This window comes from Ruminococcus hominis (assembly GCF_014287355.1).
GTDB lineage: Bacteria > Bacillota > Clostridia > Lachnospirales > Lachnospiraceae > Schaedlerella > Schaedlerella hominis.
Genome location: NZ_JACOPE010000001.1, coordinates 74333 through 100099, shown reverse-complemented (window position 1 = coordinate 100099; position 25767 = coordinate 74333). Strand labels below are relative to the sequence as shown.

16 protein-coding genes are annotated in these 25767 nt (G+C 38.9%); 2 read left to right on the top strand and 14 right to left on the bottom strand.

Annotation, left to right across the window (positions count from 1 at the left end):
* Position 1: 1 nt before the first annotated feature.
* From H8S40_RS00390 to H8S40_RS00375, 4 genes are all read right to left on the bottom strand, one after another.
* Entirely contained in the window at positions 2 to 1573 is a 1572-nt protein-coding gene (locus H8S40_RS00390; protein WP_186864280.1) for an AAA family ATPase, read from the bottom strand.
* A gap of 225 nt (positions 1574 to 1798) precedes the next feature.
* Positions 1799 to 4579 carry an FAD-binding protein gene (locus tag H8S40_RS00385; RefSeq protein ID WP_186864279.1) on the bottom strand — a complete coding sequence of 927 codons (2781 nt, stop codon included), beginning with the start codon at positions 4577 to 4579 and terminating at the stop codon, positions 1799 to 1801.
* Positions 4573 to 6696, bottom strand: coding sequence for an FAD-dependent oxidoreductase (locus H8S40_RS00380; protein WP_186864278.1), 2124 nt, complete (start codon positions 6694 to 6696; stop codon positions 4573 to 4575). The genes H8S40_RS00385 and H8S40_RS00380 overlap by 7 nt, the downstream gene beginning before the upstream one ends.
* A gap of 41 nt (positions 6697 to 6737) precedes the next feature.
* On the bottom strand, positions 6738 to 7682 hold the full coding sequence (locus H8S40_RS00375; protein ID WP_118688446.1) for a flavodoxin family protein: 945 nt from the start codon (positions 7680 to 7682) through the stop codon (positions 6738 to 6740).
* Positions 7683 to 7879: 197 nt separating this feature from the next.
* Between H8S40_RS00375 and H8S40_RS00370 the strand changes: the two genes are divergently transcribed.
* Entirely contained in the window at positions 7880 to 9424 is a 1545-nt protein-coding gene (locus tag H8S40_RS00370; RefSeq protein ID WP_186864277.1) for a PucR family transcriptional regulator, read from the top strand.
* An 81-nt stretch (positions 9425 to 9505) separates the two neighbouring features.
* On the opposite strand, the gene cutA is transcribed toward H8S40_RS00370, so the two are convergent.
* The 8 genes from cutA to H8S40_RS00330 all read right to left on the bottom strand — a co-directional run bounded on the left by cutA (position 9506) and on the right by H8S40_RS00330 (position 19255).
* Positions 9506 to 9838, bottom strand: a complete 333-nt coding sequence (gene cutA / locus H8S40_RS00365; RefSeq protein WP_118688444.1) for a divalent cation tolerance protein CutA — start codon at positions 9836 to 9838, stop codon at positions 9506 to 9508.
* A gap of 439 nt (positions 9839 to 10277) precedes the next feature.
* Positions 10278 to 10922 carry a beta-phosphoglucomutase gene (gene pgmB / locus H8S40_RS00360; protein ID WP_366482088.1) on the bottom strand — a complete coding sequence of 215 codons (645 nt, stop codon included), beginning with the start codon at positions 10920 to 10922 and terminating at the stop codon, positions 10278 to 10280.
* 16 nt (positions 10923 to 10938) lie between these two features.
* Complete coding sequence (locus H8S40_RS00355; RefSeq protein ID WP_117499475.1) at positions 10939 to 12696, bottom strand: glycoside hydrolase family 3 protein; 1758 nt, start codon at positions 12694 to 12696, stop codon at positions 10939 to 10941.
* A 3-nt stretch (positions 12697 to 12699) separates the two neighbouring features.
* Positions 12700 to 14235, bottom strand: coding sequence for an alpha-L-rhamnosidase-related protein (locus tag H8S40_RS00350; RefSeq protein ID WP_243238134.1), 1536 nt, complete (start codon positions 14233 to 14235; stop codon positions 12700 to 12702).
* A gap of 212 nt (positions 14236 to 14447) precedes the next feature.
* Positions 14448 to 15437 carry an ABC transporter permease gene (locus H8S40_RS00345; RefSeq protein ID WP_117991321.1) on the bottom strand — a complete coding sequence of 330 codons (990 nt, stop codon included), beginning with the start codon at positions 15435 to 15437 and terminating at the stop codon, positions 14448 to 14450.
* Positions 15438 to 15461: 24 nt separating this feature from the next.
* Complete coding sequence (locus H8S40_RS00340) at positions 15462 to 16625, bottom strand: type 1 periplasmic-binding domain-containing protein (RefSeq protein WP_118724155.1); 1164 nt, start codon at positions 16623 to 16625, stop codon at positions 15462 to 15464.
* 114 nt (positions 16626 to 16739) lie between these two features.
* The gene (locus H8S40_RS00335) at positions 16740 to 17741 is read right to left on the bottom strand and encodes an ABC transporter permease subunit (protein WP_227165621.1); all 1002 of its coding nucleotides are present in this window, start codon (positions 17739 to 17741) and stop codon (positions 16740 to 16742) included.
* An 11-nt stretch (positions 17742 to 17752) separates the two neighbouring features.
* Positions 17753 to 19255, bottom strand: coding sequence for a sugar ABC transporter ATP-binding protein (locus H8S40_RS00330; RefSeq protein WP_117991315.1), 1503 nt, complete (start codon positions 19253 to 19255; stop codon positions 17753 to 17755).
* 186 nt (positions 19256 to 19441) lie between these two features.
* Here H8S40_RS00330 and H8S40_RS00325 point away from each other — a divergent pair, with 186 nt between their 5' ends.
* Positions 19442 to 20494: an AraC family transcriptional regulator gene (locus H8S40_RS00325; protein ID WP_118724157.1), complete on the top strand. Its 1053-nt coding sequence runs from the start codon at positions 19442 to 19444 to the stop codon at positions 20492 to 20494.
* Positions 20495 to 20556: 62 nt separating this feature from the next.
* On the opposite strand, the gene H8S40_RS00320 is transcribed toward H8S40_RS00325, so the two are convergent.
* Both H8S40_RS00320 and H8S40_RS00315 read right to left on the bottom strand, forming a co-directional pair.
* Complete coding sequence (locus tag H8S40_RS00320) at positions 20557 to 22815, bottom strand: glycoside hydrolase family 3 C-terminal domain-containing protein (RefSeq protein ID WP_186864274.1); 2259 nt, start codon at positions 22813 to 22815, stop codon at positions 20557 to 20559.
* A 98-nt stretch (positions 22816 to 22913) separates the two neighbouring features.
* A complete protein-coding gene (locus tag H8S40_RS00315) occupies positions 22914 to 25709 on the bottom strand; it encodes an alpha-L-rhamnosidase (RefSeq protein ID WP_186864273.1) in 2796 nt (931 codons plus the stop codon).
* Between the last annotated feature and the right edge of the window lie 58 nt (positions 25710 to 25767).

Genomic DNA, 25767 nt, shown 5'->3' with positions numbered 1-25767 from the left:
ATTATAACTGCACTTTTTCTATCACACATTCATGTTCTTTCGTCTTCTTATCATAGTTGACTCCAACCAAAATCAGATTTCCTTGATACTCTTCCAAACTCCTACAATATTCTTTATTCTTAATCTGTACGAGTGCTCCTCTGGCACTTTTATCCCATTTTAATTCCACCACAAGTGCCGGTTTCTCTGGAAAATTTTTTCTCGGAAGAAAAACTAAATCTGCAAATTCTTTTCCACTTGCAAATTCGCGATAAACTGTGTAGAAATTTCTTGCTGCATACAATGCAAGTGAAATCGTATAACTCAAAGCATTTTCATCATTATACTGAATATGTGACGTTTCAAAATGTGCTTGCCTGATAGCTTCTGCCACTTGTGCCGGACGATTCTGCCAAATAGCTTCCAATGTGTCTGCTGAATTTTTTAGTGATTTTGACACTTCTCCCCAATTGGATGTAGAAACACTGTTTACATATTCTGACCTGACTTCTTCATTTGGAATTTTTACTGTTTTACTATCATAATCATAGGACACATATCCCAGATGTATCAAAAGTGTCAAAACATCATCTTCTGTATGAAATGTAGCCATATCATTTGCAAAACTTCCAATATTTACCGGTACTGATTTTCCTGCGATCATACTTAAAACATCATCTTTCAACCCCTCAAAATTCATATCTATATAAATCCTCAAAGCCTCAAAAGTTTCCGTTTGGTTCCAGTAATTTCCTATCTTTCCAAATCTCATACAACTTACAACCGAACGCGGACTGTAAATAGATATTTCATTTTCAAATAAATATCCATCATACCAGTTTTTCATTTCTGTCATATCCATGTGATACTGTTCACATAACATCCGAACCTCATCTTCCGTAAAGCCAACATAACGAGCTAACGGTCCTGGATTGATCATTGAAAATTCATCAAACATATTTAAAGCAGAATGCGTTCCATATTTTTTTATCGGGAGAATTCCAGTCATGTATGCAAGATGAATGTAAGATTTATCTTTTAATAAGTCTCTCAAAAAATCAAGATATTTTTCCTGTGCTTCTTTGTCTTCCTTATACTCTCTGAAAATACAATCCCACTCATCGATAATCACTATAAATGACTGCTTTTTCTGTGCATATACATCCTGCATGCACTCAATAAGATCTGTCTCGTCAAAATAATCTACATCTGGATATTCTCCTTTAAGTTCACGAATAATCAGTCTCTTAAATCGATCAATCAGTTCGCAGATATCATTGCTTCTGCTTAAAATTTCCTGCATATTAACAGAAATCGTATTATATTGATTCAAATGCTTTTCAAATTCATCGCTTTTTGCAATTTCAAATTTTGAAAATAATTGTCTTGCATCACATCCCCGGCTATAATATGCCGTAATCATATTCGCTGCGATCGACTTACCAAAACGTCTTGGACGGCTAATGCAAATATACTTCTGCATCGTATGCAATACAGAATTGGTGTATGTCAATAATCCTGTTTTATCGATGTAAATAGCAGAATTTACCGCTTCTTCAAATTTACTACTATCTGGATTTAAATATATTCCCATTTACACGCCCTCCACATTATTTTCATATTTCACAGCCACATGTTTCCCGAAATATACATTCTTATAAATCTTATATTACACGATTTCGAGAAATATAACAAGAAATCGCGAAATTACCATTCTCTATTTCCCGAAAAGAGAGGTTATTTCGCGATTTTCCATCTATATTTCCCGAAATTTATATTTTTTCAAGAAATAATAGTATCCATTGTATTTTTATTTCTTCTAAATCTGTTCCTGAATATACTCAGCCACAGATTCTCCTGCCATTCTTCCTGAATTCACTGCAAATCCCATTGTATTTCCCGGAAGTGTAAAGTTATAGCTGTCGCCATAAATTGTGTTTGCATCAGAGCCTGCGGAATACAGACCTTCGATTGGCATAAAGTTATCATCCAATACTTCACAGTATTTGTTAATACGGATTCCTCCGATTGTTCCATATGCTCCAAGATAGAACTTACCAACCAGATATTTTCCTTTTCCTGTGAGCTTATGCAGGAATTTTGGATTTTTATTGAACTGTGTATCGCAATGCAGATCGCACATCTCATTATATTCATCCACTGTATTTTTCAATACTTCCGGATCCATCTGTAATTTTTCTGCAAGCTCATCTAATGTCTCAGCTTCGAAATATGCCTCATATCCCTGTTCTACAGCCAATGCTGCCTGCTGCTCAAATCCAAAGAATGCTTCCTGTGGATGTACGATGTCTTCAATATCCGGTCCGTTTTTCTTGTAATGTTTCAGGATATTTCCATCCATAATGCAGTATGCGTAATTTCCCGGCTGTAATGCAATTGCATTTCCTGTAAAAGTTGTATTACCCATACGGTCCTCGTTCATGAAACGTTCTCCAAGCTGGTTGATAAGAAGGTTTGGCTGACGAAGAACTGCATCCAGCAAGAACCAGTTCAGGTTATCCGGAAGTTGATAAATTGCCTCGATACCGGCACCATACTTCATAGCTCCTGCTTTCCACATCATGTTCAGACCATCTCCGACAATTCCCGGAACCATGAATGGATAAAAATCTTTACACAGATGCAGATTGAATTCTTTTGCAAGCATTTCTTTATTATTTCCAAATCCACCTGTTGCAACAATAACCGATTTTGCCATTGCTTTAATCTGCTGTCCGTCTTTATCTACTGCAATCACTCCGCAGACTTTATCGCCTTCTTTGATTAGCTCCACAACACTTGTTTCCATTTCAAATTGTGCACCAAGTTCTTTTGCTCGATTTGTCAAAGCTTTGATCATACCGCCGGCTGCACGAGGTCCAATCACTCCGTTTTCTGGTTTTACGATATGCCATGTTGCCTCGGACTCTGCGAAATATTTGAACGCTCCGGCAAACTCTACACCCATACTTTCCAACCATTCAATCGTGTCTGCTGATTTATGGAAATATGTAGAAACCAAGTCTGCATCGACTCTCCAATGGGTATAATCCATATGAAGATCCAGTGCTTTTTCTACTGTAATCTGATTGAATCCACGTCTCTGAACCTTTGTATCAATACCAAGTGGTCCCATTCCCATATTGGCTGCTCCGCCTGTTGTATTTGATTTTTCAAATACGATAGATGATAAATTATGCTCTCCAACTGTAACTGCTGCTGCAAGTCCTGCCGGTCCGGCTGCTACGATAATAACGTCTGCATTCATTTCTCTCATAGGTAAATTTCCTTTCACTTTAACTGTCTGACTATTGGAATCTTCTGTAAAACCGGATACTTTTTTCTTATATAACAGTGCTTTTGGTTTTACTCGTTTTCTTGTTTTTCTTTCCTGCGTTTCAGATGCGTCTTTCGATTTCTTCAATGCGATTGGTTCATCCGGTAATTTCGGTAATCTTCCGGTTACACGCTTAATTGCGCCATTCGCACAAATGTCCATACACTTACCACACTTGTCACATTCGAATTCATCAATAACACCAACAAAATCTTTTCCACCATCGATTGCTTTTTTCGGACAGTTTTCCACACAATGCCCATCACCTTTACACATTTTGGGATCAATATAGTAATGAACCAGTGCTTTGCATGTCAAAGTATGGCATCTTCCTGCCAGATGTTCTTTTATATCATCTGCAAAATATTCCTGTAAGCCCAGCATCATACCTGCGGCTGTCTGACCTAAACTGCAGTTGCTCTGCTGCTGCATGATCTCTGCTAATTCTTTCATCAGCTCGATATCTGTCAGTTTTGCTTTTCCTGCTGTCAAATCTTTTAACCCTTCATGAATCTGAACAAGACCTTCTCGGCAGAAAACACATTTTCCACAACATGTTGCTCGCAGTTTTCCAATAAATTCTTCGACCTTTTTCACTACACATTCTGTTTCCGAATATGTTTCAATCACACCATTTTCAATTGGAAATGTTTCGTCTAATATCTGTGTTCTTACTTCTTCTCCCCAGATTCGGTTTCCGATTCTAACTGCCTTCGCTTCCGGAATAATCTGCGCAAATGTTGTACCATACTCCACTTCCTGCGGTGCTTGTCCGTTCACGGAAAGAATGGTTTTATGAACATTTTCTCCCTTTAATGCTTCAAAACATTTCGCACAAATGATTGGATGTACAAGCAAATCCGTTATGTAAGACATACGCGAACACATTCCGTATAAAATTTCTGTCGGACATTCACTTGAGCTAAAATTCTTTTCTACTTCCTGTTCTTTTAAAGGTTCCGGGAGAATTAACACGATTTTTTCTGCTCCGAGAATCTTGGCAAGTGCTTCTGCTCCGTACAGGATTCCCTGTGCATTGTCCTGATACAGACAGGCAAGCATCTGATCGATATCACCATTTGCTAAAGAAACAACAACATTCATCTTTTCATTCCGAGCAGTAGCTTTTAAGTTTGAAATCATTTCTCCGACTGTCATATTTGTAACCGGATCTTTTATTTCTACAATCTTATCCAGAATCTGTTCTGCATTCATCTCTGCAATTTTTTCTTCTGCTTCTTTATTTTCTATGTACTTTAACATGTTTCTTCTCCCTCCTCTCCGTCATAGTCACTCCAGATTTTTGATCTTGTAATATCCATTCTCAGATCGCACTGCAAACATCTGGATGCTTCTTGGCAAATATCTGCATCACAGATTCCACGGTCAACCATATCGAAATTATCTTTTCTCTCTTTTGCACTTAATATCTGTGGATTTCTTCTCGGTTCATAACCAAATCCTTCCACCTGTCCGATTGCTGTCGGATGTTCTTCAACCGGTGCCAGCACCTCGGAAATATCACCATCTCCGCCAAGATATTTATCAATGGATTCTGCCGCTTTTCTTCCATCTGCAATCGCAAGGATAACAGATTTTGTTCCATAAGTCACATCACCACAGGCGAATACTCCGTGGATATCTGTCTCAAGTGTCTTCTCATCTGCTTTGATAGAATTTGCTCTTCCACGTTCCATTCCTGCTTCTGGACTCAAACCACATCTCTGCCCTACAGCAAAAATAACGGTGTCTGCCTGAATCTCATGATAAGAATCTTCCGCTTTTTCAATAATTGCTTTTCTATTTTCATCAAATGTAAATGACAAAATATCGCTGAATGCAACACCGCTTACTTTATTATTTGAATCCTTCAAAATCTTCTCAAAGCTCTGTGCCGGATGTACCTGGATACCTTCTTCCTGCGCCTGTTCGATTTCTTCCTCGTCTGCAGTCATCTTATCCCGGGCCTCTAGACAGTCTACATGAATTTCTTCTGCACCGAGTCTCTTTGCCGTTCTTGCACAGTCAAATGCTACATTACCGCCACCAAGCACGATTACACGCTTACCGATTCCGGTCTCATTTCCCATTGATGCGTTTCTCAGGAAGTCAATATTCAGTAAAATGCCTTCCGCATCATTTCCTTCCATCGGAAGTAAAGTGCCTTCATGATTTCCGATTGCAACCAAAACCGCATCGTACTGTGCTTTTAACTCTGTGACATTCTGAACTCTGACTCCTGTTTCCAACTTAATTCCTGATTCCAGAATGTATGCAATCTCCTGGTCCAATTCTTCTCTCGGCATTCTGTAAGAAGGGATACCATACTGTAACATTCCTCCGGCTTTCGGAAGCGCTTCTTTTACTGTCACGCTATGTCCCTGTTTTCTCAGATAATAAGCGGCTGTCAATCCGGCTGGGCCGGCTCCGACTACACAAATATTTTTTCCTGTATCCGGCAGTTGTTTGCCTTTATTTCTCCAATATTTCCCCGTATCTTTTTCTGCCGCATATCGTTTGATATTACGAATCGAAATTGGCTCATTTACCGCACAACGTCTGCACTCTGTCTCACAAACATGTGAACAGACATGTCCAAGTGCCAGTGGAAATGGTACTTTTTCTCGGATTACAGCTGCTGCTTCATCATATTTTCCTTCTTTTACAAACCGAATATAACGAGGAACATCTGTGTTGGCCGGACAAGTACTTCTACACGGAACAAGCTTTTCTTTTCGCTCCGCTGCCGGATAATTGATTTTATCCCGGATAGTTCCAGTCGGACAGACTTCCGCACAGGCTCCACAGAATCTGCAGTTTGCATCTTCTAATAATTTTTCATGCAATGTTCCGATATAAGTTTCCATACCTTTTTTCTTGTACTGCAATACCTTTACTTCTCTTAAATCATTACATGCTCTTACACAGCGTCCGCATAAAATGCATCGGTTCATGTCATGTTCATATAATGGATTCCCGCTCTCACACGCAAAGCCTTTTACTCGTGTACGCATTCTCGCCGCAGATACACCCATATACTGAATCAGATTCTGTAACTCACAATTTCCATACTTTGGACAAGTTGAACAGTCTTCTGGATGTGCTGCCAGAATCAGCTCCATCGCAACATTTCGTAAATGCTGGATTTCTTCGTTTGTTGTAACGATATTCATTCCGTCTTCTGCCTTCAACATACACGATGTCACTGGCTTATCCTGACCTTCTACCTGTACATAACACAGTTTACAGGCAGAAATATCTTTCAAATCCGGATGATGGCAAATATGCGGAATATAGATATTATTTTGAAGTGCAGCTTCTAAGACACTCGTTCCCTGCTCTGTCTGAATCTGCTTTCCATCAATTGTTATTGTAATCATTTCGTCTCCTTGCAATCTTTTCAGAACGTTTCCTGTTTCAATTAAATTGTCTTGAACTGAAGATTTTTATATTTTGCAATTTTCTTCTGGACAATCTGTCTGTTTTCTGGATTTGCATAGAATCCACCTTGTGTTGCTCCGATCTCTTCGAGATGTTTTGCTCTTCCTTCTACAGTTGTACGATCTTTGATCAGACCATCTTTCTGGATCACGAATTTCCATTTTCCATCTTCTGTCTGCTCCAGATTACCGCCGGCTCCACATACCTGACATTCTACTGGATAATACAGACCATCCCACTGTTTTTCTCCCAATACTAAAGCATTGCTGTGACAGTTCGGGCACCATCCCATGTCTTCATCACCAAGCCATGTACGCTCCTCGGCAGGTGTCTCTACTGCTTTCATAATATTCTCACCCATCTTATGAGCTCTTTCGATTAACTCGTCATCCAAAAGACACTGTGCTGCTCCAGGAACTCTTGTAGCAAGAAGCATATCAACAACTTTCATATCTGTTGTAAACATTGTTGCCTGAAGTCCTTCCAGTGCCATAGACTGCCATGCTCTTGTAGAGCCTCCGACAGAAATCAATCCTGCTACTCGATCTTTATGTTCGATTGCTCCGATTGTCTCAAGGAAAGCAGTCTCGTAGCTTAAACTTCTCTGTGCAAATGTAAGGTACTGTGCACTTGGCATTAAGTCATATGTCGGAACAGAAATAATAACAGCATCCTGATCTAACATTACGTCCATAATTTTCTTCTTATCGTCTTTATCATCCAGGACGCATCCCACATTTTTTCCCTGTGACATTCCTGCAGTACATGATGTACATCCTGTACAATCCTCAATATGATAATCTTTCAAATTGATCATTGTTACGTCGGCTCCCGCCTCCTGACAGGCTAAAAGCGCCTCTTTCAGCAAAATCTCACTGTTGCTGTTCTTTCTTCCTGCAGTAATCCCCATTACTTTATAGCTCATAATTTTCCTCCTATATAGCTTGAATCTTATTTGAACTTTGTGACCTTTTTAATTTTCCATTGAAGGCGCACGAAATTCTTGTTATATTGTTATTATGTTAACTATATCAGTTATTTTTTTAACAGGCACGCTACAGTAATCGAAACTTTTTATCAATACGAGATTGATTTTCAGACATTTGTCTGATGGAGGAAACCATGGCATATTTAGAAAACATTATCAACCGATTGGAGTCTACTTTGAAGATCCATGTTCATGGAACTTATCACGCCCGCGCCGAGATTGACTCCGTCTTATTTTGGAATTCAAAACAAAGTCATGCACCACATCCGGGCGGAAACATTTTATATTTATGTGATGCTGCTCATTTTCAGGGAGCCCCTATTGATGAATACATACTCATTGTAAATTATCCAGATTGTGAGCTTCCTGCCAGCTGTCTCTGTATTCCGCAAAAAATCGCTCTGGATGAAGTTTTTAACCAGATTCAGACGGTCATACTAGAACATCATTTGCTAAAACAAAAAGAAGAAGAACTTTTCCAGACACTGCAGCATAACAGCGGACTTCAAGGAATCACAAATATCGCATATATGCATCTGCATAATCCAATTACGGTCTGTGATACAAGTTTTTCGATCTTAGCAGCCAGCCCACAAGTCACCAATGATAATAACCTTGAAGAAAAAGATGGGCGCTTTTTTGTAAGAGATTCCAAACTGCAAAATATGCTTGATACAAAATTAGTAAAAAAGATTTATTCCACAACAGTACCTTTTATCACTTACATTGAAGACTACCCATTCAAATGGGTCTTTCAAAGCATTCGTATTCAACACTCTGTTGTCGGATATGTTTGCATTCGTGAAACACAAAAAGATTTTGTAGAAGAAGATTTAGACTATATCAATATGTTCTGTCATGTAATTGCGATTGAAATGCAACGTGAAATGAGTTTCCAGACGAATACACGATTAAATTACGAATATTTTTTAACAGAACTTTTAGAAGGACATTTCAGTCAGAAAGAATATATTGTAAACAACATGGTGCAACTGGGACACCAACCGGGGAAATATTACTTTCTTCTCATCATCGATGAAGCACCAACAAACCATAATTCCGGGATTCAGTTAAAGAACTTATATCAACAGATTTTAACAATCCTGCCAAACAGTATGGCGGTGTTCTTTTACGGAAAACTGACCGTCTTTTTGCCGTGCGATTCCTACCGGCCATTCAGCGAAAAGACATTGACCAAATTCTATGCATTCCTTCAATTTCATCAGTTGTATGCATATGTAAGCTTTCCTTATGAGAATATTACAGAAAGTCATATTTATTACAAACAGGCTGCTTTTCTGTCCTCATTTTATTCAGAGCACACTTTGATTCCAGAGGATTATATCGTCTATTACCGGAATCATTTTCTGCAGCATACGTTTTCGCTGTGTAAAGACTTTACGACTTTGAAATCAACCATTCATCCGGATATCTATAAAATCATCCGCCATGACCAGGAGCAGAACACGGATTATGCCAATACACTCCGGACTTATCTGATGAACGGAAGAAATGCTGTACGCACCGCGAATGAACTACATATTCATAAAAGTACCTTTTTTTATCGGTTAAATAAAATGGAAGAACTTTTTGATCTGGATATGATACGGGAAGAAACGATGGTTGCTTACGAGTATTCTTTTATTTTGATGGATTATCTGGAGAAGAGCAAACTTTGAGAATCCATTATAAAAAAATCGCCAGTCAACAGCATCTCACTGTCGGCTGGCGATTTTCCATTTGAACTACTATAAATTTTTCTACAAAAAGCTCACCCTATAAATCGGAAGTGCATTGATCACTGGTTCTTCGTATGGATGCACCTCCTTGATTGCACGAATTGTCTCCTCAACCTTCTCCGTATATACTGTTACTTCCACTTTCACTTCCCGCTCACAACTGATTTCTCCTGCTTTTCCTATATACGGATCTGTTCCATCTAACGGTCTCCAATAACTGATAAGCTGCGAACATGACATACACGAATCATACTTTCCTATATGACCGGCATCTACCGATTGTAGAGCTTTCTGTAGTTGTGTAATATGAGTTTCCGGAATAAAAATTTCCAGTTTACAATATTTAAAATCCATTTTCGTCACCTCTCTTATATAATACCATTTAGGGACGGAGTTTAGTGGCTTTTTTGCAAAAAAGCCACTAAACTCCGTCCCTAAATGGTCCGTCCCTGTCTGGTCTATCCGGGATTCAGTTAAAGAACTTATATCAACAGATTTTAACAATCCTGCCAAACAGTATGGCGGTGTTCTTTTACGGAAACCTGACCATCTTTTTGCCGTGCGATTCCTACCGGCCATTCAGCGAAAAGACATTGACCAAATTCTATGCATTCCTTCAATTTCATCAGTTGTATGCATATATAAGCTTCCCATATGAGAATATTACAGAAAGTCACATTTATTACAAACAGGCTGCTTTTTTGTCCTCTTTTTATTCAGAGCACACTTTGATTCCAAAGGATTATATCGTCTATTACCGGAATCATTTTCTGCAACATACATTCTCACTATTTCATTTGTCTACAATATCTAGCAACTCCGAAAATGTTTTTAAAGACTCATCGGCATTTATACTTTTTGCCGCCTCTCCAATTCCTGCTGCGTACATACCGCCTTTTTTGGCAGCTTTGATTCCTGCTTCCGCATCTTCCACAACCATACACGCTTTTGGCGGTAATCCCAAATACTCTGCCGCTTTTAAGAATACCTCCGGATCCGGTTTTGACTTTGTAATATTATTTCCGTCCGAAATTGCATCAAAAGCATCTTTCAATTCTACCTTTTCCAGAATAAATTTTGCATTCTTACTGGATGACCCAATCGCTAATTTATATCCTTTTTCTCGAAGTTTTGTCAATGTATCTCTTACTTCTTTTGTCACATCGTCTGGTGTCATTGACTCTAGTAACGTCCTGTAAATTTCATTTTTCTTTTCAGCCAGTTTTTCCTTTTCACGTAAACTTAAGTCTGGTCCTTCGTAACGTTCCAGAATAATTTCCAGAGAGTCCATACGGCTTACACCTCTAAGCCGATGATTAATCGTCTCATCAAAATATACCCCAAGTTCGTCTGCCATAGTTTTCCATGCCTGATAATGAAATTTATCTGTAAATACAAGAACCCCATCCAGGTCAAAAATCAATCCTTTTATCTTCACTTCTTCCGCCTCCAAATCAGATATAATCCTTTCCGCATAACGCATCCACAGGGCTTACCCCACAAAATTCTGAACGCCCCATAATTTTTTCCATCGTTACCTGAATAAACTCCGGATTTCCACTGTAACTGTTAATATAAGTATCTATCATTGGTGCATCAAATAAATGAAACGGATATGCTGTTGAAATCATCATTGTCGGGATTTCTGATACAAACCATGGAGCATCATCTCCCAAACCAAAACAAACATTCCAATTCAGTCTCAAAGTTGTATTATTCGATGCATTTTCCATATTACAAATGTAAACATACAAATCATAATCCTGTTTCATTTCTTCCACACTGCGGTACATCTCATGCATCAATTTTCCTTTTTCCGGTGTCATTCTTTCTGGCTCTATGAAATCTTCTACTGTAATTGCAGTACGCCGATCTCTTACCGTAACCTCAAACCCTTCTTTTTCAAACTGTGCTTTCCACTTCTGAACAAAAGGGCTATCCGGATTCGAGTCTTTTTGAATTACATTCAGATACACTCTCTTATATTTTTTCGGAGAAATCGGAAGAAGATTCTGATTATCCCGAACTAACGTAATTGCCTGATCTGCCACTTCTTTCGCCCATGTTTTATGTGTCTGGCACCCTACAATCTTTATTGCCTCTTCTCCCGGAACCAGTGTCTTAGTTCTCTTCTTCTCATGTAAATGTAAGGAAGCTTTTGTTGCAAGAATCCGAAGTACAGCTTCGTCCAAACGTTCCTCGCTGACTTTTCCTTCTTTTACTGCCGTCAGTAAATATCCATAATCTTCTTCCAGACTCTTATTAAACAAAATCATATCGCATCCTGCTGCAATTGCCTGTGGAATTGCCTCGCATCTTTTCATTGCTGCTGTAAATCCTACCATCGGCGTTGCATCTGTACTGATCAAACCATTAAATCCCAGCTTACCTCTCAGCAATCCCGTTAAAAGTTCCGGTGATAGAGATGCCGGACGCAGCATCTCTTTTCTTGTTGCATTCGGATTGATTGCTTTTACATAAGCCGGCTGTGCAATATGACCTACCATCACAGTCTTTGCACCTTTCTGAATCAAATTGCTATACACATAACCGAAAGTTTCATCCCATTTTTCTGTAGAAAATGAGTTTACACTGGTCAATATATGCTGGTCTCTTTCATCCACTCCATCACCTGGAAAGTGTTTGATTGCAACTGCTACGTCACACTCATCTGCTGCATCCAGATATCTTGATGCAAATGCCAACACTTTCTCTGGATCACTTCCAAATGTACGTACATTCGTAATTGGATTGTGGAAGTCATAATTAATGTCAACAATTGGTGCAAACGACCAGTTCAATCCAAGCGCAGCTCCTTCTTTGCATGCTGTAAGTCCCATACGATATCCATTTTCTGGATTATTTGTCGCTGCAACTGCCATCGGCTTACCAAATGATGTTCCTTCCAGCGCAAGACCATCTCCGCCTGCTTCTGTATTTGCTGCCAACAGAAGTGGTATATCCGAAAATTCCTGAAGCATCCTGTGCGTCTGCTGAATATTTTTCGTAGTATCCGCACGATACATTAATCCTCCCACACCAATATCCTGTGTCAAATGCTTCAATAATTCTGGATCATTTCCTAATCCCATAGGACAGAATACCTGCCCACATTTCTGCTCCAGGCTCATCTTCTTCCATGTATCCAGTACCCACTCCTGTGCTTCTTCATCCAAAAAGAACGGATTTTCTTTCATATTTATTTTCGCCATATTCTATTCCTCTTTCATCTTAAAATATTTTCTCAAAAAATATGCCGGTCCACAGCTCCACGCATGACAATAACTATTCACAATCGTTCCTCCATACGGAGATTCATCAGCATTTTCTGGATTATATAACTCCCAGAATGTGTCCGCTCCCAGACGTACCATTCCACCCCAATATGTTTCCAGCTTTTGTAATGCCTTGTTCTTTTCTCCCACATGCAACAGAGCATCTATATAATTATGATACATATACGGAGTGACCATGCCTTCTGCATTATCCAGATTCTCTACCCGATCCATAAGCTGCTGTGCTGCTGAATCTTCCACTGCTTCTCCGAGTACCATCCAAACCTGTGATGCAACCGATACTTGCCTGTCTTTTCCACTGATATAACACTGTTTTTCTTTATCCCACAGCCGTACATTTGCCGCATTTCTACATTCGCAATACAACTCTGCTAATTTTTCTTCTTCCAGAACCTCTCCCAATACTTGAGTGATTCGAATTGCTGCTGACAGAGCATATAACAGAATTCCCTGCGCTGAAGCCTGCTTATTCAGATTTAAATTCCAGTCAACAAAGCACCATCCCAAAACATCTGAATCTCGAACCAGATATTCTTCATCCAGATGCTCTTTTGCAAGTTCAATCTGCCTTAATGCCGTTGGCCATAGCTCTTCTAGTGTCTCCCTGTCATTTGTCGCTTCATAATAATCCCAAAGAGTATTGATAAAAAATAAAGAGTAATCAAACATTTGTGTATCATCAACTTCCGGCTCGGGTTCTAAAAACAGACACGCGCCAACTTTTCCATCTTGCATAGGAAGGGCTGCAAATAAATACAGACATGCTTTCACCATATCATTTTTTTGATACGTCTCATAATTTGCCAACGCCTGCATTCTTAAATCTCCCATCCAAAGTCTTCGATCCCTTTTCGGTCCATCTTCAAACACCGTCTGCATACAATTATGAAGTGTACGACATGCAATCTGATCGAGTCTGGCAAGCTGTTTACTCTGTGCCTGAAATTCACATAATTCTTCATCATCTACAGAAGAAACTGCTGTGCAAAAAGCATCTTCAACAATCAAATTAAATTTGTTGCTAAGATCAAGTATTTCAATCATTACATACCGAAATGCATATCTCCTCGGAAGTTTTATTTCTGATGGTATCGTATCAATATGAATCTGCTCTTCTTCAATCCAGGATGAACAAATCCATCCACTGTAATTTTTCGCATTTTCAAAAAGCTCGACAGGATTTTCTGCAAAATGAATCCGCATCCATACTGGAGCGTCTGGATGACTTCCTGTATATCCCAATTTCAAGTGCAAATATCCCACCTGATGATCTCCAAAATCTAAATAAATTCGGCTTCCTTTATTTAATTGTTTGTTTGAATATGTTTCCGTTTTTTCGATTTTTATTTCACTGTCTTCTTTATATACTTCAACTGTCTGTGCTACCTCAACTTTTGTTTCTTTTAATGCAGGCAGAAGACTTAATGCTTTATTTAAAAATTCTTGATTTCTCATGTCTGATATCATTTCCTTATATTAGATTTATTTAGAACAAAGAATGTGCTTTGGCACATTCTGGTGCCTGCAGCGGTCGCTTGCGACATCTACCTTGCACGCTGCAGTGCGCATCCTTAGCGGAGCGTTTATTATATATTAGGAAAGGACTTTCCTAATATATAATAAATGAAGCCCTAATGGTTTATTCCAATAGGGCTTCAACGACTTTCTCAGTTTCTTCTTCCGAAGAGAATCTTCACCAATAATTTTTCATTATTCAGATAAATCAGAAAAACTACCAGTAATACCGCATTGATAATGGACTGCATGGACGCTGTCACCACATTGGATAAAACTGCGAATGTGGAATTCAGAAGAGACATACACACCGCTGCTAACAAAAATCCAACTTTCTCATTACTGTATCTGCTTATATAGGATCCAATAAACATTGGAAGAAATGCTGTAAACATGATTGCAATGGAACTGAAGTTCAATTGTCCACCATTAATTGTCGTATTTCTTGCCGCATTTAAAAAGCCGACTGTTCCCATCAACGCACCACAGATTGTGTAACAGATAAGTGCATTTGGAATTTCGCGAATTCCTGTATTAACAGCTACTTTTTGCCCATCTTTCAACGCCTTATAATCATACCCAAAACGTGTATAATCAAAAATCACAATGCTTAGGATCAATACGACCACAATGATTGTAGCCGCATAGATCCATGTCCCTACGAACCCTGACATTGATGGATTCTGTACTTCTGCCATTACATACTTTCCATTTGTTATCGTATACATGATTCCTTCATAGATCAATGTCACGCCAAGCGATGTAATGATTGGAGGAATTCTAAGTAAAACATAAATCCCTCCGGATATCAGCCCCAATACAGCTCCTGCTACAATCGTAACAAACAGCATCAACACTGCACTTCCTGAGCCTCCACCCAATACCGCATAGCTTAATTTTGCTCCGATAATGGATGCCAGAGCCGCCATAGACCCAAGGGAGAAATCGAATCTTCCACTGTTTAGATTAATTGACAGAGCAATCGTTGTTAGCATAACAATCGCTGTATAAACGACAAAATTATCGAAACTCTTCATATTTGTTATTATATTATTTCCATGTGCCATACAAATCATTTCAAGTATAAGAAATGTCAGCACTGGAATCACCATAGTTCCTGCTATTTTCTTAGGGGTACTCATGATTTACAGCCTCCACTTTTATTCCTATTTAGACTCAACCAATGTTTTTACATCATCAAAAGTCACATTTTCTCCAATGATATTATCCAACGTTTCTTTGTCATAAATTGGTGAATCACCATTGTCTGATACATAATATTTGTCAAAAGTCTCAACATCTGTTGCAACAAGATACTTCTGACTGATAGATGGTGCGTTTCCATCCTCATCACGAATCACATTACCATCGATCGCATTCATAACAAGTGCAAAGACAGGTCCGATAGAAGAAGAATATTTTCCTGAAAGATATGTCAGTTTTCCTTCTTTCATTGCAGTTTCATTTGTCGCTGTAAAAGAATCGATATCTGAGAATGAAATTCCAGCTTCATTTAAAGACTGTGCGAAAAATGTAGTTGCCATACCAACAGAAATAAATGCATCCGGGGTTTTCTGAATTGCTGCATTTAACTCATCCGTTGTTGTATCCCCATATCCCTGAAGATATGCTACAACCTCAACATCTCCGCCAACTTTTGACAAATCTACTGTCTGATCCTGGAAAATCTGTCCTACAATTGCATCCATATCACTTGCTCCGCCATATGTACAACCCAAGCCTGCAAGAACTCCTGCAACTCGATAAACATGCATTGGATTTGGAACGAATGCCCCATAAAGTGCAACTTTAGAAACTCCCTCTTCTTTATAGTAAGCTCCCATATCTTTTCCGGCTTCGAATTCAGTCTCGTTACTTGGTCCTACTTGTCCTACAAAATGTTCATATGTTTTATATGTCTCATACTGCTGGTCATCAAGCACTCCTGATGCAACCGCATAATATACCCCATATTTTTCGCAAGTTTCTATCTGCTGTGCACGATCACTGCTTGAGAAAGAAATAATCGCCTGACATCCCTGTGATGCGAATTTCTCAATTGCTGCCTTTTCATCTTCTGCACTCTCAAGCGCATCTGTATAAGAAAATTCTACATCGTAATTATCTGCAATATAGTTCTCATAATAAGAACGAAATCCCTGCGCTTCTTCCCCACTTACGTCTGCAACCAGGACTCCTATCTTTGCGCTTTCTTTTTTCTCCGACTTATCAGAACCAGTCTCCTTTTTTACCCCACATCCTGCAAGCATAGACACTGCCATAGTTCCAACAATTAACATACTTACAAGTTTTTTTGTTCTTTGCTTCATCTTCTTTTCCTCCTTGAATCCTATCTTCTTTATACCGACTACACATCTAAAACCCGTTTCTTTTTGTGTCGTCTTTCTCTAACGCGAATGCGTTAAATTCTTTGTTAAAAATTTTTATCTTGGTAACATTGCTGATCTATAATTCATACTTGTCACATATACAACGACCAGGAAAAATATCGCACTGATCAACTGTGTAATTCCATACGCCGCACTTCCATCAATCACGAGTTCCAGTATGTCGTTTAAAAGCATAAATGAAAATCCTCCGACCAATGCTGCATGAATTCTGGAGCGGGCTCCTCCTGATATTGGCATTCCACCGAATACAATCGCTATAAAAATATTCATTCCAATGCTTGATGCAGTCGTTGTCGTAACGGATGGCGTATAAATTAACGTCAACAATGCGCCAAGTCCTACACCAATTCCAGCCATAACAAAGGCAATAATCGTATATTTGTTATATTCAATTCCTGTTAACGCTGCACATATTGGATTGCCTCCTATAAATTTTTGTCTTCTTCCTGCTTTTGTAAGATTAAATATAAAGAAACAAATCACATAAAATACAACCAGCATTATGATTTTAAATACCATATTGTCATATGGTTTCACCACCACACTTGGGATACTGATGCCACCAAGTGCTCCACCTTTCGTTGTAATGATCTGTGCTGCACTGGCTGATAATACAGACATCATTGCAACAGTAGTGACAAATGCCGGTATATGGAATATTGATGCTAATACAGAGTTAAACAGTGAACAGGCAATTCCCACTACAAAAATCACCAAAATCATCAAAACAAACTTTTCTGTTTTGTTATATGTAACAACTCCCATCGTTGCCGCAAATAATGTTGCTGCACCAAGACTGATATCAAACGTTCCAAGTGTATAGATGAAAATTGCCCCGGTCGCTACTACTGCTAATACAACACCTTCATTAAAAACAATCTTCAGATACATATCCAACCGATATCCTTTCATTGTTACCACAGCCACAAATACAACAAACAAGACTGCTAAAGCTACAAAAGGAAGAACAGTGATAATAATCTGTGAGATTTTATGTTTATTTATCTCGTTTTTCTTTTCTTTTTCTGTACTCACAATGAACCTCCTTATATCATATATCCAATTACATCTGCATCTGTCAGATTTTCACTACGCATAAATTCATGGGAAATCTGTCCATCTTTCATAATTAAAATTCGATCACTCATTCCTAATAATTCCGGCAACTCCTCGCTAATCAATAAAATTGCCCGACCTTCTTTCTTTAGTTGTATCATGAGCTGATACATTGCCTGTTTTACCCCTATGTCTACCCCTCTTGTAGGACAATCCAGGATCAGAATCTCACTTCCACAGCCAATCCATTTTCCAAATACAACCTTTTGCTTATTTCCTCCTGACAACTGTCCAGTCAGCTGATTTTCATCTGAACATTTAATAGAAAGATCTTGTATTTGCTTTCTTACATATTTTTTCTCATTCGCATTTGTAATAAGATGTCCTCCTACTGCAAATTGTTCCATTCCGGCAATCGCTATATTATCTTTGATGCTTGCTGACAAACAAAGAGATTCTACATCTCTGTCTTTTGATACATATCCAATTTTTTTCTCAATCGCCATATGCGGTGTTGTAATCGCTTCTCCCTCTCCTGTCAGTACATTGCCTGATTCCAATGCAAGTGCTCCAAACATTGCTTTTCCTAATGCATGCATTCCACAAGATGACAATCCTCCAACACCAACAATTTCACCCTTTTTCAAAGTAACACTGACATCCTTAAGCTGTTCTCCACAACAGAGGTTCTTCGCTTCAAGCGCGGTTTCCTGCTGACTACTTGGTATAAAATCACTTCGGTAATAATCACCTTCCAGTTCGCGTCCAATCATACTTGTTCGAATAGCATCAGCATCAAAGTCCTCTTTCTTAAAAGTGCGAATCAGGTTCCCATCACGCAAAACGGTAAGTGTATCACATACTTCCATAATTTCTTCAAGATCATGCGAGATGAAAATCACTGCTTTTCCATCGTCGCGAAGCTTTTTGATCAGTTTGTACATAAGAAGCCGTCCATCCTGTGAAAGCGCTGTACTTGTCTCATCAATGACCAGAATTTCTGGATTTTTCATAATTACCTTTGCAATCTCAACTAACTTTCTCGTCTGAAAGTCCAATGATACCATTGGCATATCACCTGTCACATAATCTACACCAATTGCTTTCATTGCTTCTGTTGCTTTCGCATTCATTTGCCTTTTATTAATCAAACCCAATCTGTTCTTAAACTGTCCAAGCTCTGCCAGAAAAATATTTTCTGCTACTGTTACTCCACCAATTGTACCGCTTTCCTGAACCACCATTCCGATTCCATGTTGCAAGGCATCAATCATACTGGTTGGCTCCCAGGATTTTCCTTTGAAAAACATTTCTCCAACTGTTGCTTTTTGCATACCTGCTGCGATTGAAGATATGGTTGATTTTCCTGATCCATTTTCGCCAATCAATCCCCTGATTTCTCCCGGATATACCTCCAGATTAACATTCTTAAGCGCAATCACACTTCCAAAATTCTTGGAAATATTTTTCATCTCAAGAATTGCTCCACTCATGTTTTTCCCTCCGTTCACTTGAAAACTGTTTATGTCTCAATTATATTCTGATTATTTTATTTTCAAATTCACAATTCATCCCAGTTTTGTTGACTTATTTGATTCTATTTATTAAAATAAGTCATATAAATTGAATTATTTTGATATTTTAGATGAGAAATTTTTAAAGTGGAGGATCATTTCTAAATGGATGTTACTGAATTAAGACATTGTATTTATCAATTGAATAGTGAAGAATTATTTTACAAAGAACAGTATGAAGCAAGACAGGCAGGGCAGATTCATGCTTATATTGCCAGACAGAATATTAAAGAAATTACGAAACGACATCTATTAATTCCTGAAGTTCCAGAAACAATCCCTCCAGAATTTCTAGACTCTTTCTTTTTTGATGTAACTGATAAAGATAGTATTGTGGTTCAAAAGCATAATCGTTATAGTCCCGCCATTGTCCATTCACATACTTTTTTTGAACTTGTATATATATATGATGGGACATGTAAGCAAACAATTTCCGAACAAACAATTTCTATGAAAACAGGAGATTTCTGTGTAGTTCCCCCTGGTGTGGATCACTCTATCTCCGTATTTGATGACAGTATTGTTATTAATATCATGCTGCGTAGAAGTACGCTTCACAGTATGTTTTATAATTTTCTGAACACACCAAATAAATTGTCGTCTTTCTTTCTAAATAATATTTATGCAAAACGTGCAAATGACTACATCCTCTTTCATTCAGGTATAGACCCTACACTTCGTGAGTCTTTTATCTGGATGCTCTGGGAAAACATAAACAAACAAGAATATTTTTATCACTGCATTACGAATACTCTTTTGTTAGTCTTTTATCTATTGGTGAGAAATTATTCAGAATCTGTACAAATGCCACTTTTTAATGATCGTATGGATGTACAGCGATATGCTATTATTCAATATATTCAAGATAATTATCGTGATGTAACTTTATCCACAGTAGCTAAACGCTTTCATTATTCTAACGAATATACCTCCCGCCTGATTAAAGATCTTATGGGGATGACTTACACAGAAATTGTACGAACCGTTCGAATCGAACGCTCACAAGACTTTTTGACAAATACAACCATGACGGTCGCTAATATTGCCGAAGCAATTGGATACGATACCCCTGAACATTATATTCGCCAGTTCAAGAAGCACACCGGTATCACGCCTTCTGCATTTCGAAAGCAAGCCGCAAAGAACCGACGTTTTTAAATACGAAAAAGAGGAACTGCCACTCACACTCGCGAGTATTAGTTCCTCTTTCATTTCTTTTTCTATCTCTTATTCAGCTCATCCAGCTTCTTCTGTAATTCTTCTTTTGTACATAATCCAAAGCCGACTGCATTTCGAACTGGTATGGAGAAAGCGATTGCATCCCCCATTTCATCGGAAACAGCGTCCGTTGAATCTTCTGATGAACCCAGTCCGAATAATGCATTCATTTTAAGTTTCAACTCAATTCCAAAGTCTCTGGATCTTTCATCTGCCTGCAGCTCACCTAACGTAGAATTCATATGCAGATGAAGTGGCAGTACCTGTGTACTCTTCCACTGGATTGTTTTTGTCAGACGTACATCCTGGGAGGATGCTGCGATCAGGAGTTCATACGCTCCACTTGCTGCATACCAATCCTGAATCTCCGTGTTATACCATGCAAGGCTTCTCTTATCTACCGTAAATGTTACTCTCTTTGTTTCTCCTGGATTCAATGCAACCTTTTCAAAACCTTTCAGTTCTTTTTCTGGTCTTCTGATTGCTTCAGTCTTATCTGCCACATACAACTGAACGATTTCTTTTCCAAATTTGTCCCCGGTATTTGTCACATCTACTGATACTTGTAAAGTTTCACCTTCTGTCAGTGTATCTTTATCCGTCTTGACATTACTGTACTCGAATGTCGTATAAGACAGTCCATATCCAAACGGAAATGCTACTTCCATTTTCTTTTTATCATAATAGCGGTATCCTACAAAAATGCCTTCGCTATATTCCACCTTGTCGCCATCTCCAAAATTCAAATATGATGGATTGTCTTCTAACTTAATCGGCAATGTTTCTGCCAGCTTTCCGGACGGATTTACATTTCCATACAAAATATTTGCCTCTGCCTGTCCGACAGCCTGCCCGCCAAGGTAAGCCTCTACCAGACCTTTGACATCTTTTAACCACGGCATCTCCACCGCTGCACCATTATGAAGTACAACGATTGTATTTGGCTGTGCTTTTACGATTTCTGCGATCAGTTTATCCTGACACTCCGGCAAATGCATATGTTTGCGGTCATATCCTTCTGACTCGAAGGATTCTGGAAGTCCTGCAAAAACAACTGCTTTATCTACCTGTTTTGCTGCCTCGATCGCTTCTGCTGCCAGCTTCTCATCATATACATCTGTCTCTGATGAAAATCCTTCCGCATAAATAACATTTTCTTTTTCTGTCAGTGCATCCCAGACGCTTGTTACTTTGAAAGAATTTACATGAGAGCTTCCGCCACCCTGATAACGTGGATTCTTCACGAATCCGCCGATAAATGCAACCTTTTCATTTTTCTCAAGCGGTAATACTTTTTCTTCATTTTTTAGAAGTACAATGGATTCTTCTGCTACATGCTGTGCAAATTCATGATCTTCTTCTAAAGTCAATGGTTGTTCTTTTCGGTTATCCACATACTCAAATACAATATTTAAGATACGCTCTACCGCACGATCCAGAATAGCTTCATCCAATGTTCCTTCCTGAACAGCCTTCACAATCTCTGCATCATTGATTCCATTTGAAGAAGGCATCTCCAGCTCCAGTCCTGCTTTCAAGCCTTCTACACGATCATTTACAGCACCCCAGTCAGACATTACATATCCTTTAAATCCCCACTCATCGCGAAGTACTTTCGTTAAAAGCCATGGATTTTCGGATGCATAAGTTCCGTTGATTTTGTTATAGGAACACATCACGGTATATGGCTGTGATTTCTTTACAGCAGTCTCAAAAGCTGGCAAATAAATCTCACGCATTGTTCTTTCGTCTACTTCCGATGACGCACTCATACGATTAAATTCCTGATTATTTGCCGCAAAATGTTTGATAGATGTTCCAACATGTCTGGACTGTACACCTTTGATAAATGCTGCCGCGGATTCTCCTGCAAGATATGGATCTTCGGAATAATATTCAAAGTTTCTTCCGCAAAGTGGCGAGCGCTTGATATTTACCGCTGGTCCTAATACAACTGACAAATCTGTTGCCTGCGCTTCATCTCCAACTGTCTCTCCTAAAGTTTCCAGCAAGTCTCTATCGAAAGAACATGCACTAAGAACAGCCGGTGGAAAACATACTGCCTTGATACTGTCATTGATTCCAAGATGATCTGCCTTGTCATCCTGCTTACGCAGTCCGTGAGGACCATCACTTACCGTGGTACTCGGGATTCCGAGTCTCTCCACACCTTTCAGATGCCAGAAGTCAAGTCCGGAACACATCCCCGCCTTTTCTTCCAGTGTCATCTGACTAATCAGTTCTTTCAAATTTCTTTCCATTTTGTTACTCCTTGTTTCTTCTATATGCAAGAAAGAAAACAGAATATCACTCTTGTTTTCTTTCCGTTACCCACATAACAGTGGGAGTTACACAAAATTTATTCCACGACAATATTGGAAATTTCTCCAATCGCTGTCTCAAGCGCAGCCGGGTCAAATGGTAAGAATCCGATATGTGACAAATCTTCCAATGAATTAGCCCCCATTTCCGGATCTCCCGATGCTGCAATTCCTGCTAATGCAGGTGTATATTTCCCAAGAATTCCCATTGCCTGTCCATCTTTTGCGATTCTCGACAAGGTGGTATTTCTTCCGTATGGTTTTCTCAAATCTTCTTTTGGTTCATATGAAAAGTCATAACTTCCTGCTGACAATGTCATCTGCTCCTTCTCATAGCCCGGAAGTTCCACTACTGCTTCACAATTAAACGGAACTTCAACATGAACTGTAAATGTTCCATCTTTTTCAATTTTCCAGTTACATACATAACGACCGCTGACAGAATCATAACTGCATGCGATTTCCGGAATACGCACATCCGGATGCGGTGCGATTGCAACTTTTCCAAATCCTGCCTCTAACGGACGGATTCCTGCTACGTATGCATAAACAAATTCCATGACTGAACCATATGCGTAATGATTCAATGAATTCATTCCTGTATCACTGATTGTTCCATCCGGCATAACAGAATTCCATCGCTCCCAAATGGTTGTTGCTCCAAGATTTACACTGTAAAGCCAACTTGGGAATCCTTCTTTTAACAGAAAATCATATGCCAATTCATATTCTCCTGCTTCTGCAAGTACTGTACACAGAAGCGGTGCTCCTACGAAGCCACATTTAATCTGATACATGTCCTGCTTCAATCTTGCCTTGAACTGTTCTACAATTCGCTCACGATCCAGATAAACTTTAAATTTCAATGCAATCACATACGCTGCCTGTGTATCAATCGCAAGTCTTCCTGTCGGTGTAAAAAATTCATCCAATACTGCCTTCTTAATTTTCTCTTCCAGCTCACAATAATGTACCGCATCTTCTGCTTTATTTAAAACTTCTGCCATCTGGCGCACAATCTGTACGGAACGATAGTAATATACTGAAGAAATAAATGTATCATTTGTACTTCCTTTAAAACTGGTCGGTGTCGGTCCATCCAATGCAAGCCAATCGCCAAAGGTATCCATAAAATCAAAAAGATATTTGCGTTCTCCCCTCGCCGCATCGCCTCTATCAATAAAGTCTACCCAATCCTTCATTAGCGGGTAACAGTATTCCATTTCTTCTGCATTTCCAAAATAAGTATACAGTGTATTTGGTAAAAATGTTGCGATATCTCCCCATACACTACCTGCCTTCTCTGTATGTCCAATGTTTGGAAGAAAGTTCGGCATACCACCATCCAGAACTTTCTGCTCATCTCTTAAATCTTTGATGAACTTATGGAAAAACGCTCTTGTGTCCATATGATAGCTTGCCGTTGGTGCAAATACCTGTGCGTCTCCGGTCCAACCAAGTCTCTCACTTCTCTGCGGACAGTCTGTCGGCATATCAATAAAATTCGATTTCTGACCCCAGACCGTATTCTGGTAAAGACGATTAATCTTTGCATCGGATGTTTCAAGAGAACCTGTTCTGCGAAGATCTGAATAAATCACTTTTCCCACAAAATCTTCTTTATCCAACTCGCCCGGCCATCCTGTTACACGTACATAACGGAATCCGAAAAATGTAAAATGTGGACGTACCACTTCTTCTCTTCCGTCAGAAATATATACGAACTGTGATTTTGCATCTCGATAATTTTTATTGTAGAAATTACCCTGCTGAAGAATTTCCCCAAAATCTAATACAACCTTTGTCCCCTTTGGAAAGTTTGCTTTAAATTCTAGAAATCCCGCAAAATTCTGCCCCATATCCAGCACGATTTCCTCGGCAGGTGTATAGATAATATCCTGTACAGAAAGGGTTTCTTTCTCAACTACCGGAAGGCTCAGACGATCCTGCAATTTTTCTACTGAAAGGTTCTTTGTCTCTTCTTGTTCTTCCGGATGCTCTAAAACTTCAACCTGTTTCTTCTCATTTTCTTTGCCATCCCACAACTGACGATTCAGGATTTCACCAAAATAGATTCCAGAATCTTCAATATCTGAACCATAGTAATTCCAACTTTCATCCGTCACAATAAGCTCTTCTGTTCCATCCTCGTATTCCAGATGTAATTCTCCGATTGCCGCCATTCTACTTCCGTAATTTTTCTCTGACATCCCAAGCCCAAACGTACCCATGTACCAGCCTTTTCCAAGCATTACAGACAAAGTATATTCTTTTGCTTCTTTTAAAATACCTTCCATTGGAAATGTGAGCACCTGGATTTCTGACTCATAATCATTAATATATGGTGCCAGATACTCTTCTCCAATTTTTGTTCCGTCCAAATATGTCTCAAACAGTCCAACTCCTGTCATATATAATCTAGCACGTTTCACCTCTTTTTCTATCGCAAATGTTTTCTCTAATACTGGATGAATCGTGTCTTCTTTTGCCGGAGCAATCCATTTTCCAGTCCATACTTCATCCATTTTACCTGTTTCAAATGTTGCGATATCACTAGTTACACATTCTCCTGCGTCAGTTGTCACTGTCACGCGATAATAATATGTTGTACGAGGCTTTAATTCGACATCCAGTTTTTCACCGTTCTGCTTTAAATCCGCTGCTTCTTTTTTATATAAAATTTCTTCAAAATCTTCTGACTCGCTAACTTCAATGACTACATTTGTCTGTTTCTTTCCTTGTGCTTCTTCCACGTTCCATGAACAAAGTAGATAATCATAAGCAAACCCAACTGGATTTTCTATTCCATTGATTCTTACATTTGTGATCGTCAAATTTATTTCCTCCTATTACTTCTCGATAATAGACTTCTTACAATACTTATTGTATCGA